Here is an 11,908-nt window from a genome sequence, read left to right on the forward strand (position 1 = left end):
TTTCGTCTTGTTGACGACACCACGCACACCTTTGATTTGAAAATTATTTTCTCTGTTGATTGAGAGATGAGCATATGCCAACAATCAACACCAGAGAAATCTCCAAATCTTGAAAATAATTTCAATAATGGACCCAAACCATGCGTGATCCCTTCAAAAACCCCTTTCCCGAAACAGACATCGCCCGCCATTCCATCTGGGAGATGCTGGTAACGCGGGACATCGACGCTTTTCTGGCCGCCGACTGGTCGAAGGTCGCGGAGGATTTCGTTGAGGACGGCTTTCTCGGCATCAACGCCAACCGGGATGCGAACCCGGACAATTGGCGCCTGTCCTTCCCTTCGCTCAGCGCCTATCGCGACGAGTGGCTGCGGCAGGCGCAGGATTTTCAAACCCAGCAATTCGCAGAGAACCCGCGCGATGCGATCTTTGCGACCACCACGCTGGAAGAAATCGAAGTGGAAGGTGAGACCGCGCTGGTGCGCAAGAAGTTCGACGGTGGGCTTCGCAAGGCCGATGGCAGCGTCGACGTCATGAAATGGCAGACGCTCTATTATTGCCGGCTGCATCAGGGACGCTGGAAGATCAGCGGTTTCACCGGCTACATGCCCAACCCCATGCCGTGATCCAGAAGACATCTGGAAAAGCTTCGCACGCCGGGCCGAAAGCCCGGCGTTGTTTTTTCGTCTGGAAGGGGCGGAAAAATGCTGCCAAAGACGGATCGCATCAGGAACAGCCGGGCATGGAAAAACAGATAACATGGCCCGGCTCCTGCGCCTTATTGGATCAGCTTGAGGACTGAAAGATCAACGCGCCGCTCCAGCGCAATGCCGCTTTCGTCAAACAGATGGCAATCCGATGCCTTGATACCGGTGACGATGGGCTCATCCACAACCACAGGAGCGGAGCCGGAAAGCAGCGCGCAATAATTCTCACCCGTCGGGGCGACGCCATAGGCGATGGTATTGACCCCAAGCCGCTCGATCACGCTAGGTGCGACCGTGACATTGAGGTCGGCCGTTTCGAGGCCGGTATGTTCCGGGCGGATGCCGAGCGTCAGCTGCGCGCCTTCAAGACCGGCGCGGGGCTCCACGGGCACGGTGATCGTCTGGCCCTCATATTCCACCGTCACACCCTCGGCGCTGACGGATTTGCAGGTGACCTTCAGGAAATTCATTTTCGGGTTGCCGATGAATCCTGCCACGAACAGGTTAGCCGGCTTGTGATAAAGCTCGAGCGGCGCACCGACCTGAGCGATTTCGCCTGCATTCAGCACCACGATGCGGTCGGCCATGGTCATGGCTTCCACCTGATCGTGGGTGACATAGATCATCGTCGCCTTCAGCGTCCGGTGAAGATTGGTGAGTTCGATGCGCATATCGGCGCGAAGTGCTGCATCGAGGTTTGAGAGCGGCTCGTCGAACAGGAATATCTTCGGCTCGCGAACGATGGCGCGGCCGATCGCCACGCGCTGGCGCTGACCGCCAGACAACATGCCGGGGCGCTGCTGCAGACGCTGATCGAGCTGGAGAATCTTGGCGACACCCTCGACCTTCTGCTTGATCTTGTCCTCCTCCATCTTCTCGACGCGCAGCGGAAAAGCGATGTTTTCAAAAACCGTCATGTGCGGGTAGAGCGCATAGGACTGGAAAACCATGGCGATGCCGCGTTTGACCGGCGGCAAGTCATTGACCTTCACGCCGTTAATGACGACGTCGCCAGCGGAAATATCCTCAAGGCCGGCGATCATGCGCAGCAATGTGGATTTGCCGCATCCCGAGGGACCGACAAAAACGACGAACTCGCCATCCCTGATGTCGAGCTGAACGCCCTTGATGACTTCGAAATGTCCATAGTTCTTGCGGACGTTGTTGAGATAAAGCTGACCCAAGACTTGCCTCTCCCGTCAGCGGCCGACATCTGGCCACGTTCAGAGATGTTCCGAAACAGGCGCAAAACCACACCGGATCGGAACCGTTGAAAACAGGGGAAAGAGCATCCCGGAAGACGCAAGGCATTCCCACGGCGAAACTTGCCGGATGCGGACGGCCAGCGCCCGCATCCGTGCTTATGAAAGATTATTTATACTGCTCGAGCGCCGAAGCCGCTTTCTTCGCGGCATCTTCCGGGGTTGCCTTGCCAGTGACGACAGACTGCACCATCTCGATCATCGTGTCCTGGAAACCCTTGTAGTCCGTGAAGAGCGGCTCGGGACCGCCATAGGCGATACCGTCGATCAGCGGCTTCCAGAAGGGATCTTTGGCGATGAATTCATCGACCTTCGGCGACGGACGCAGCGGGGTGAGGCCCGCGCCGCCCTGCAACTCGTATTCGCCCTGCGGACCGGGCGAGGTGATGAATTTGGCGAATTCGGTCGCCTTTTCTTCCACCCCGGTTCCCTTGAAGATCGCAAGGCTGTCGGTGATAAGCAGCGTGCCGGGACCCTTTGCTTCAGGGCCGAGCGGCAGGGTCGCGATACCCCAGTTGATCTTGGTTTCCTGCAGGCGCGTGGCGGCGCCCGAACCGGCCTGGATCATGCCGACCTTGCCATCGAGGAAAATGGCGCGGATTTCGTTCTGCTCATAGGCCGTCGGGCCTTCGACGGAATAGGGCGTGATGTCCTTGTAAGCCTTCAGCGCTGCAACAACCTGCGGGCTGTCGACGGTGATCTTGTCGCCGTCGATCACCTTGCCGTTGTTGGTGTAAACCCAGTGCATGAACTGGTGCATGGTGTTGTCGAAGGTCTTGGCGGGCAGACCGTAACCGGCGATGCCCGTCTTTTCCTTGATCTGCTTGGCGAAAGCGATCTCTTCGGCCCAGGTCTTCGGCGGCGTTTCCGGATCGAGACCCGCCTGCTTGAACAGGTCCTTGTTCCAGTAGAGCGCCTTGGTCGAGAAGGCGACCGGCACGCCCCACTGCGTGTCCTCGAAGGTCACGGTGTCGACGATGTTGGGGTAATAGCTCTTCTTTTCGTCTTCGGTCATCGGCACCGGAACGATGAGATCGTTCTGCGCGAACTGCTTCAGCGTGCGCGAACCGACATAGGCCATGGCGACCGGGGTGCCGGCAGCGGCGAGCGTGGTCGCCTTGTCCTGGCACTGGGCCCAGCCGACGACCTCGGGCACGACCTTCCAGCCCTCGTTCTTGCCTTCCCATTCCTTGATGTATTTCTCATGGATGGGGTCCATCTTGTCGCCGCAATAGATCCAGCTGATCTCCTTGTCGGCAGCGTGCGCCGTCACCGTCGTAAGGGCAGTGGAACCGGCAAATGCGAAAGCGCAGAGCGCCAATCCGTAATGTTTCAGTGCCATAGGTAGTCTCCCGTTTTGGTGGTCGTTCCGGTTGTTGATTATTTCACCGCGCCGGCGGTAAGGCCGCTGACGAGATATCGTTGCATGAAGAAGATCACGACCATGGCCGGCGCAATGCCGACGAAGCTGGCCGCCATCAACTCATTCCAGATGACTTCCTGGCGACCGAAATAGGCGAAGAGGCCGATGGGCAGCGGCATATATTCGGTCTTGGAATTGAAGGTGAGCGCGAAGATGAACTGCTGGGCATAGGCGCCGATGAAAGTGGTGATGGAGACGACGGCGATGCCCGGCATCGCCAGCGGCAGGATCACCCGGCGGAAGGTGTAGAAGTAGCTCGCACCGTCCACATAGGCCGCCTCTTCCAGTTCCCGCGGGATACGCAGCATATAGGTGCGCAACAGCCAGATGGCGGTGGGGATCAGGAAGGCCGCGCCGGGAATGATCATCGCCAGATAGGTGTTCAGCACACCCATGTTGCGCATCAGCCGGTAAAGCGGGATCAGAAGCACCGCGCCCGAAAACATGTTGATCGCCAGAAACGCACCAAGCAACTGCCCACGCCCACGAAACTCGAAACGGGCGAAAGCATAGGAGGCCGGCACCACCAGTATGAGGACGATGATGGTCGAAATGGTGGAGATGAAGAAGGAGTTGAAAACGTAGCGGGCAAAGCCCGGAACGCTGACCCACATGGTCCTGTAGGCCTCGAAGGAACCGTTTTCCGGCCAGAACTTGTAGGGCGAGGAGAAAAGCAGGCTGAGCGGTTTCAGCGAAACCAGAAATCCTTCCACGAAGGGCGCCAGCACGAAGGTCAGGAACACGGCGATGCCGCAATAGATCCCGACGATTTCATACCACCTGTAGCGGTTGATCATCGCATTCTTGTCGCTCATCGGCTGGCCTCCTGCGAGATGCGGCTGGTGATGCGGAAGTAGAAATAGGTGAAGATCGACAGGAAGATGCAGATCAGCACGGCGCGGGCCGCACCTTCACCGTATTTGTAGGAGCCGATCGCCGTCTTGTACGTGTCGATGATCATGGTCGTCGTCTGGCCGGTCGGACCGCCCTGTGTCAGGATCCAGATGATATCGAAGGAATTGAAGGTCGAAATCAGCGAGATCATCGACATGGTAATCATGGCCGGCAGCATCAGCGGCAGCGTGATACGGCGGAAGCGGTAGAAGCGGCTTGCCCCATCTGTCCACGCGGCCTCGTAGAGATCCTGCGGAATGGCCTGGATGGCCGCCAGCAGATAGAGCGTCACCATCGGCACGCCGATCCAGACGTCGGTGACGATCGTTGCCCAGAAGGCCGTCCTGCCATAGGCGAGGAACGCAACCGGACCATCCACCAGGCCGAGGTTCTGGAGCACCCCGGAAATCATGCCGAACTGGCCGTTATACATCCAGCCCCACATGAAGATGCCGATAGCCATCGGCACGATCCATGGCGGCATGGTCAGGATACGGAACAGCGCCCGGCCGGGCACGGCCGAATTCAGCAGAACTGCACCGAATGTGCCGATGATCATCTTTATCGAGACGGAAAAGAACGTCCAGATAAAGGTCCGCGTGATGACATCGGCAAAAGTCGCGTTGAAAATCTTCTCGTAGTTGATGAAGCCGACCCAATTCGTCGTTTTTCTAAGCGACGCATCGGTAAAGGACAGGATGAAGGTATCGACGAGCGGATAAGCAACGATAACCGTGATGTATAAAAGCGCCGGCAGAAGAAGAAGCCAGGCAAAGACGACCGCGCTGCGTTTCGCATCCATCGCGCCGCCCCCTCAAGCCGATTTCACAGCGGGGGATTTCGGCTGCCCGTGCAGCGCCAGATCGTATTCCTCCCACACCGGCTTGAGATCGATCACTTTACGGCCATGGCGCGCTTCGTCCATGGCAAGCGCCAGAATACCGGCCTCGATCGCATCGAGCGCGGAAACCGGAAGGGCCGCACCCTTGACGATATGGGCGATGACGTCCTCGGCCATCTGCTCGTCCGCCCCGTAATGCTGCGAGAGCGCGGTCGCCGCCGAATAGGTCTTGGCCACGGTCTTTTCATTGGTCCGGGCATTGTGCACGTTCAGGAAGCCGCGCACGAAATCGCCCTCGGCCATGCCCTTGGCGCCGATGACGCAGAAACGGCGGAAATCGTCGGGAACGTTGAGATTGGTATGGAAGGCAAGCGATGCGCCGTTCTCATATTCGACGATCGCCGTCTGGTAATCGATGATGTCGCCGTCACTGTCGAAGACCTTGTCGGAACCCATCCAGCCGCTCGGCTTGCGATGGTACACCTCCATGTCGTTGATGCCGTCATGCTGCGGCGCGTTTGCCGGCGTGAAGCTCTTGCGCCCGCCGAAGCTCGAGACGAAACGCGGCCGCGCACCGACCACGCCATTATAGAGATCGAGGTCGTGGCAGCATTTTTCCAGCATGAAAGAGCCGGAATAATTCTCGTAACGCCGCCAGTCGCGCATGAAGAATGCGCCGTGATAGGGCGGGATATGCTCCGAGGCCTCGATGGAAACGACATCGCCCAGCTTGCCTTCCGCCTGCGCGGCGCGCAGATCGCGGTAGAGCGGGGAATAACGCAAAACCAGACCAACGAGCAGCCGCTCGTGACCGTGCTTGTTGAGCAGCCGGGCAAGCTCGAGGCTTTCATCGATGCTGACGACGATGGGTTTTTCCGAGAAGATGGTGCAGCCGGCCTCAAGCCCGATACGGATATGCTCCAGATGCATGTGGTTCGGTGAGCCGATCATCAAGAGATCGAATTTTTCGTTTGCGATCAGCGCCTCGGGACTATCGTAAGCCTTGCCGGCCGAAATGCCCTTTTCCTGCAGGCCCGGCAGGCCCGCCGGCGCGGGATCGACATAACCGACGATCTCGAAATCCTTGTCGATCTCATGAAAAACGTAGCCCAGATAACCGAGACGGAATCCGAGTCCGATAATTCCCACCTTCATGAACTTTGTTCCCTGTTCATTCGTAATTCATTTTCGCAGAAGCGACCATTTCTGTGCTGGTCATCCAGTTATCTGCGATAATTTCCTGCCACGATGAAATTAATTTTCACAACGGTCAAGCTAAATTCGATTTCGCAAACGCTGCCGCGAGTCGGAAACCGATTTTCCCTGCGCGACGGATGCGAAACGGATCGCCGCCGACCACCGACGCAAAAAAAATACCAAAAAAATGCCAATCGTCCAGAGCAATTCCGTTATCGAGAAAATTTTTTTGGTTAATGCGAAAATATCAAGCATTCAGCCTTATTATTCGGCAAAATATCGAAAAAACCACCGATTAATCGTACAAATCTAGCAATGGTTCTATTTTGGTATTGCCGATTGCGTGGCATATGATATAGCCAGAGCCGGCCATATCGCCGACCACATGGATCGTGACAGAGGTTATGGATGAACGGGGCAGCGCTTAATCTGGACGACCTGCAATCAGGCGGCGGCCCGCTTTACCTGAAACTGCGCCAGACGATTGAAGACGCCATCAATGGCGGCCGCCTGAAGCACGGCGACGCCTTGCCGCCGGAGCGGGATATCGCCGAAAGCGCCTGCGTCAGCCGCGTCACGGTGCGCAAGGCGGTGGACGATCTCGTCCGCGACGGCCTTCTCATTCGCCGGCACGGTTCGGGTACTTTCGTCGTCAAGCCCATCACCCGCATGCAGCAGCCCCTGACCAAACTCACCTCGTTTACCGAGGACATGCGCCGACGCGGGATAACGGCGAGCACCCGCTGGCTGGACAGAGGCCTGTTCCACCCGACCGGCGACGAGATGATGGCGCTCGGCCTTTCCCAATCCGCCATGGTGGCGCGGCTCACGCGTCTGCGTCTTGCCAATGACCAGCCTATCGCACTCGAAGTTACCAGCCTGCCGGGCGATATCCTGCCTGACCCGCAACTGGTGGAAAATTCGCTTTATCTGGAGCTTGAGAAAAACGGCATTCGCCCGGTGCGCGCCATTCAGCGCATCTCCGCCCGTAACCTCACCGATGAGGAAACATTGCTGCTTGGGGTTCCGCCGGGCTCGGCAGCGCTTTCCGTTCAGCGAATGGCTTATCTGGAAAGCGGGCGCCTCATGGAAATATCCCGCGCGCTGTACCGCAGCGACGCCTATGACCTCGTCGCCGAACTGACGATGGGGCCTGAGTGACAATCTCTTGATCAAGGACACGAAACGATGACAACCCTGATGCGCCAGGAAATCGATGAGATTCCCGATGCAGTCGCCCGCCTGCTGGACAATGCCAATGCCGACTTCCACGAAGCCGGCGCTCATCTGAAGGCCCGTGACCCGGCCGTTATCGTCACCATTGCACGCGGCTCCTCCGACCACGCCGCGCATTTCCTGAAATATGCGATCGAATTGCAGACCGGGCTTCCGGTCGCTTCGCTCGGCCCCTCGCTCGCCTCGATCTACCAGACGAAACTGCGGCTGGACCGGGCCGCGGCCTTCGCCGTCTCGCAATCCGGCAAAAGCCCTGACATCGTCGCTCTGGCGGAAAGCGCCCGCAAGGGCGGCGCGCTCACCTTCTCGCTGGTCAATACCCTGCCCTCCCCGCTCGGCGATGCGGCCAATCACGCCATCAATATCCAGGCAGGCCCTGAAAAAGCGGTGGCCGCCACCAAATCTTTCGTCAACTCCATCGTCGCCGGCCTCGCAATCCTTGCCGAATGGACGGAAGACAGCCTGCTCGCCAAAGCCGTCAGCGCCCTGCCGCAGAATTTCGCCAGGGCCATCGCTCTCGACTGGAGCCAGATCGGCGAAGCGGTCAAGGGTGAGGAATCGCTCTATATGCTGGGCCGCGGTCCGGCGCTGGCCATTGCCGCGGAAGCCGCGCTGAAATGCAAGGAAACCTGCGAACTCCACGCGGAGGCCTATTCATCGGCGGAAGTGATGCACGGCCCCGTTTCGCTGGTCGCACCGAAATTTCCCGTCATCGCTTTTGCCGCGCGTGACCGCGCCGAAACCTCCGTGACGGATATCGCAGCCGGTCTCGCCGGCAAGGGCGCAAGTGTTTTCGTCACCTCCGCAAAAGGCAGCCCGGCCAAGCCCCTGCCGTTTGTGGAAACCAATCACCCGCTGACCGACGCCCTGTTGCTGATCGCGCCGTTTTACGGCTTCATCGAGCAATTGTCGCGCGCCCGCGGCTTCAACCCGGATGCGCCCGTGGCATTGAAGAAGGTGACGGAAACCCAATGAGCAGCAGCAAGGCATTTGTCGGCGCCCGCATTTTCGATGGCGCCGCGTGGCACGATGGCAAAGCGCTCGTGACCGGTGATGGGCGTGTTGCCAACATCGTCGACCGCATGTCCGTGCCCGCAGACGCCGAAATCATCAATGCGGAAGGACTGTTCATTGCGCCGGGCTTCATCGACCTTCAGGTCAATGGCGGCGGCGGCGTGATGTTCAACAACGAGCCGGATGTGGAAGGCATTGCCCGCATCTGTTCGGCCCATGCGCAATTCGGCACCACGGCGCTGATGGTCACACTCATCACCGACCGGCCGGATATCACCGCCAAAGCCGCCGAAGCAGGCATCGCCGCGTACGAAGCAGGGGTGCCCGGCTTTCTCGGCCTGCATTTCGAAGGGCCGCATCTTTCCGTCGCACGCAAGGGCACCCATGATCCGGCGCTGATCCGAAAGATGGAAACAGCCGATCTTGCGGTTCTGACGGGCTGCAAGGCGAAGCTTCCCTTCGTGCTGACAACCATCGCCCCGGAAAACGTAACCGAGGCGCAGGTCACAGCGCTGCACAAAGCCGGCATCGTCGTCAGCCTTGGCCATACCGATGTGGGCCTTGGCGTCGCGACGGCCTATGCAGAGGCCGGCGCATCCATGGTGACACATCTCTTCAACGCCATGAGCCCGCTCGGCCACCGCGAACCGGGACTGGTGGGGGCGGCACTTTCGAACGGCAAGCTGGATTGCGGGCTGATCGCCGACGGTTTCCATGTCGATCCTGCAGCGATCGGCATTGCACTTCGCGCCAAGAATAATCCCGGCCGCATTTTCCTTGTCACCGACGCCATGTCCACCATCGGCACGAATGATGACGGTTTCGAACTGAACGGCAGGCGCGTCTATCGCAACGGCGGCAGGCTGACGCTGGCCGACGGCACGCTGGCGGGAGCGGATATCGATATGCTCTCCTGCATCCGCTTCATGCATGAAAAGCTGGACACACCGCTGGAAGAGGCCTTGAGAATGGCGTCCGCCTATCCCGCCGAGGCGGTCGGCGCTTCCGGAAAAGGTAAGCTCCTGCCCGGCTTCGATGCGGATTTCGTCATGCTGACACCCGACCTTCAGATGCATTCGACATGGATCGGCGCAGAAAAAATCCACGATGCCACCCGTTCCGGAGCCTGAATCATGATCGTTTGTTTCGATATAGGCGGAACGACCATCAAGGGCGCGATTGCCTACGCTCCCGACGATATTCGGCCCGTGCCGCGCATCCCGACGCCCAAGACCAGTTTCGAAGACTTCGCCGCCGGCCTGAAATCCGTCATCGACAATAGCGGCGGCACACCCGCCTGCGTGTCGCTGTCGATTGCCGGCGTCATCGATCCCGACACCGGCAAGGCCACTGTCGCCAATATTCAGAGCATCCATGGCAGGGTCTTGAAGGACGAGCTGGAAAAGGCGCTGAACCTTCCCGTCATCGTATCGAACGACGCGGATTGCTTCGTGATCGCCGAATCGGAAATCGGTTCCGGACGGGGTCATCGCGTGGTCTTCGGCGTCATCCTCGGTACGGGTGTCGGCGGCGGGCTGGTGATCGACGGCAAGCTCATCAACAGCGACGGCGGTTTCGCCGGCGAATGGGGACATGGGCCGGTGGCCGCGACATTGGCCGGAAATCCGCCGGTTTCGCTGCCGCGTTTCGAATGCGGTTGCGGGCTTACCGGCTGTGTCGATGCAATAGGCAGCGCCCGCGGCATGGAAAAACTGCATTCGCATCTTCACCAGCAGGCGATGACCAGCGAGGATATTATTGCAGCCTGGCAGGCAGGCGATCCGAAGGCCGCAAGAACCATCGATGTCCTTATCGATATTCTCGCCTCGCCTCTGGCAATGGTGATCAACGTTACCGGCGCAACCATCGTGCCGGTCGGTGGCGGACTTTCGAATTCGAAGGCGCTTCTCGCCGCTTTGGACGAGGTGGTAAGGAGCCGCATTCTGAGGCGCTTCGACCGCCCCCTGGTCGTGCCCGCCATCTGCCGCATCGAGCCAGGGTTGATCGGATCCGCCGTTATCGGGCTGAAATATGAGAAAGAAGCCGCCGGCACTGCCTGAGCGGCATCACATCGTCTCGATCTTTTCCCGGCGGAAACCCAGCCCCACCAGCCTGCCGGTCAAATGGGAAAGAAGCGGAAACCGCATGATGGCCAGCACAAAGGCTGGCGGTCCTTTCGGTTTTTCCGCATCGGCCCGGCCCTTCTTGCCGCCGATACGCATCATCCGCTGCAGAAATTGCGTGGCCTTGGTCGGGAAGGATCGCCGCTTTTCAATCGCGGCGAGATCGTCATCGGCAATGGCCCGGCCGGACACGAGCACCGGCACCAATATATTGGCCGCCGCAACCGCATCCTGAATGGCCAGATTAATGCCAACGCCGCCGACGGGGGACATGGCGTGGGCCGCATCACCGATGCAGATCAGGCCGGGTTTCCACCAGCGCTTCAGCCGGTCGATACGGACGGTGAGGAGATGCACATCGTCCCAACTCTTGAGCTCATCGAGCCTTTCGCGTGGGAAAGGGCAGATTTCCGCAACCCTGTCCCTGAAGGCTTCAATTCCCTGCAGCTTTATGTCGGCGAAAAATCCCTTTCGCACCACATAACCGCATTGCCAGTAATCGCCCCGGTTGATCATGACGAAACCCTGCCGCGAGCCGGCATGCCCCATGGTTTCCGTCGGATCGTCGGGCTGTCTCGAAAGGCGCATCCACAGCACTTCGGTCGGAATGCCGAAGCGCTGCACTTCCAGCCCCGCCGCCTCGCGGACGGTGGAGTTGCGCCCATCCGCCCCCACCACCAGATCGGCTTCGATCTCGATGATGCCTTCCGGTGTGCTGACAGTGAAACCCCCGACATGCCCGCCGCGCTCGATCAGTCCGGTCACCGGCGCATTCATCAGCAATCGGAAATTTTCATATTGCCCCGCCTTGCCGACGATGAAATTGAGAAAATCCCATTGCGGCATAAAGGCGATGAAGCGGTGGCGGACCGGCAGGCGGGAAAAATCCGCTATCGTGATACGCTCGCCGCCGATAACCGCATTCAGCCTTGGCGCACGCGTATGCGGCAGGCTCAGGAACTCATCGATGAAACCGAGTTGCTCCATCAATTCAAGCGTTGAAGGGTGGATGGTGTCGCCGCGAAAATCGCGGAGAAAATCCCCGTGTTTCTCAACGACGACGACATCGATACCGCTGCGCGCGAGCAACAGGCCAAGCATCATGCCTGCCGGCCCGCCACCGGCCACGGCGACGGACGTGCGGATGTGCTGAACGGCCCTGCCGTCATTTTCCGGAGCGATTGTCGCTTCTTCCATCACCTTCCCCCTAC

11 protein-coding genes are annotated in these 11,908 nt (G+C 59.2%); 5 read left to right on the forward strand and 6 right to left on the reverse strand.

All coding sequences use genetic code 11. The features are described from left to right. Positions 1-140: 140 nt before the first annotated feature. Positions 141-626, forward strand: a complete 486-nt coding sequence (locus ACQZ5N_RS07650) for a hypothetical protein (RefSeq protein WP_448732583.1) — start codon at positions 141-143, stop codon at positions 624-626. A 152-nt stretch (positions 627-778) separates the two neighbouring features. On the opposite strand, the gene ACQZ5N_RS07655 is transcribed toward ACQZ5N_RS07650, so the two are convergent. The 5 genes from ACQZ5N_RS07655 to ACQZ5N_RS07675 all read right to left on the reverse strand — a co-directional run bounded on the left by ACQZ5N_RS07655 (position 779) and on the right by ACQZ5N_RS07675 (position 6,282). Then, positions 779-1,891, reverse strand: coding sequence for an ABC transporter ATP-binding protein (locus tag ACQZ5N_RS07655; protein ID WP_065656976.1), 1,113 nt, complete (start codon positions 1,889-1,891; stop codon positions 779-781). Between the two features lie 187 nt (positions 1,892-2,078). Then, the gene (locus ACQZ5N_RS07660; protein ID WP_003521275.1) at positions 2,079-3,311 is read right to left on the reverse strand and encodes an ABC transporter substrate-binding protein; all 1,233 of its coding nucleotides are present in this window, start codon (positions 3,309-3,311) and stop codon (positions 2,079-2,081) included. Positions 3,312-3,349: 38 nt separating this feature from the next. Next, positions 3,350-4,207 (reverse strand): carbohydrate ABC transporter permease, encoded by an 858-nt coding sequence (locus ACQZ5N_RS07665; RefSeq protein WP_020809501.1) that lies wholly within the window; start codon positions 4,205-4,207, stop codon positions 3,350-3,352. Next, complete coding sequence (locus ACQZ5N_RS07670; RefSeq protein ID WP_003521273.1) at positions 4,204-5,088, reverse strand: carbohydrate ABC transporter permease; 885 nt, start codon at positions 5,086-5,088, stop codon at positions 4,204-4,206. The genes ACQZ5N_RS07665 and ACQZ5N_RS07670 overlap by 4 nt, the downstream gene beginning before the upstream one ends. Before the next feature lie 12 nt (positions 5,089-5,100). Then, complete coding sequence (locus ACQZ5N_RS07675; RefSeq protein ID WP_448732584.1) at positions 5,101-6,282, reverse strand: Gfo/Idh/MocA family protein; 1,182 nt, start codon at positions 6,280-6,282, stop codon at positions 5,101-5,103. Between the two features lie 450 nt (positions 6,283-6,732). Between ACQZ5N_RS07675 and ACQZ5N_RS07680 the strand changes: the two genes are divergently transcribed. The 4 genes from ACQZ5N_RS07680 to ACQZ5N_RS07695 are packed head-to-tail and all read left to right on the forward strand — an operon-like array spanning position 6,733 to position 10,634. After that, on the forward strand, positions 6,733-7,485 hold the full coding sequence (locus ACQZ5N_RS07680) for a GntR family transcriptional regulator (protein WP_448732585.1): 753 nt from the start codon (positions 6,733-6,735) through the stop codon (positions 7,483-7,485). A 27-nt stretch (positions 7,486-7,512) separates the two neighbouring features. Beyond that, a complete protein-coding gene (locus ACQZ5N_RS07685) occupies positions 7,513-8,535 on the forward strand; it encodes an SIS domain-containing protein (RefSeq protein WP_059759933.1) in 1,023 nt (340 codons plus the stop codon). Then, entirely contained in the window at positions 8,532-9,704 is a 1,173-nt protein-coding gene (nagA, locus tag ACQZ5N_RS07690) for an N-acetylglucosamine-6-phosphate deacetylase (protein ID WP_448732586.1), read from the forward strand. Before ACQZ5N_RS07685 ends, nagA begins: the two co-directional genes overlap by 4 nt. 3 nt (positions 9,705-9,707) lie before the next feature. Then, complete coding sequence (locus tag ACQZ5N_RS07695; RefSeq protein ID WP_080856815.1) at positions 9,708-10,634, forward strand: ROK family protein; 927 nt, start codon at positions 9,708-9,710, stop codon at positions 10,632-10,634. Between the two features lie 6 nt (positions 10,635-10,640). Here the strand turns inward: ACQZ5N_RS07695 and ACQZ5N_RS07700 are convergent, their stop codons facing one another. Further along, positions 10,641-11,894, reverse strand: coding sequence for an FAD-dependent oxidoreductase (locus ACQZ5N_RS07700; RefSeq protein WP_448732587.1), 1,254 nt, complete (start codon positions 11,892-11,894; stop codon positions 10,641-10,643). Between the last annotated feature and the right edge of the window lie 14 nt (positions 11,895-11,908).

Source organism: Agrobacterium sp. 22-221-1 (assembly GCF_053522445.1).

Excerpts from the sequence above, each read along its gene's own strand:
- ACQZ5N_RS07660 (WP_003521275.1), bottom strand. The coding sequence starts at position 3,311 with ATGGCACTGAAACATTACGGATTGGCGCTCTGCGCTTTCGCATTTGCC.
- ACQZ5N_RS07680 (WP_448732585.1), top strand. The coding sequence starts at position 6,733 with ATGAACGGGGCAGCGCTTAATCTGGACGACCTGCAATCAGGCGGCGGC.
- ACQZ5N_RS07695 (WP_080856815.1), top strand. The coding sequence starts at position 9,708 with ATGATCGTTTGTTTCGATATAGGCGGAACGACCATCAAGGGCGCGATT.
- ACQZ5N_RS07665 (WP_020809501.1), bottom strand. The coding sequence starts at position 4,207 with ATGAGCGACAAGAATGCGATGATCAACCGCTACAGGTGGTATGAAATC.
- nagA (WP_448732586.1), top strand. The coding sequence starts at position 8,532 with ATGAGCAGCAGCAAGGCATTTGTCGGCGCCCGCATTTTCGATGGCGCC.
- ACQZ5N_RS07685 (WP_059759933.1), top strand. The coding sequence starts at position 7,513 with ATGACAACCCTGATGCGCCAGGAAATCGATGAGATTCCCGATGCAGTC.
- ACQZ5N_RS07675 (WP_448732584.1), bottom strand. The coding sequence starts at position 6,282 with ATGAAGGTGGGAATTATCGGACTCGGATTCCGTCTCGGTTATCTGGGC.
- ACQZ5N_RS07650 (WP_448732583.1), top strand. The coding sequence starts at position 141 with ATGCGTGATCCCTTCAAAAACCCCTTTCCCGAAACAGACATCGCCCGC.
- ACQZ5N_RS07670 (WP_003521273.1), bottom strand. The coding sequence starts at position 5,088 with ATGGATGCGAAACGCAGCGCGGTCGTCTTTGCCTGGCTTCTTCTTCTG.
- ACQZ5N_RS07700 (WP_448732587.1), bottom strand. The coding sequence starts at position 11,894 with ATGGAAGAAGCGACAATCGCTCCGGAAAATGACGGCAGGGCCGTTCAG.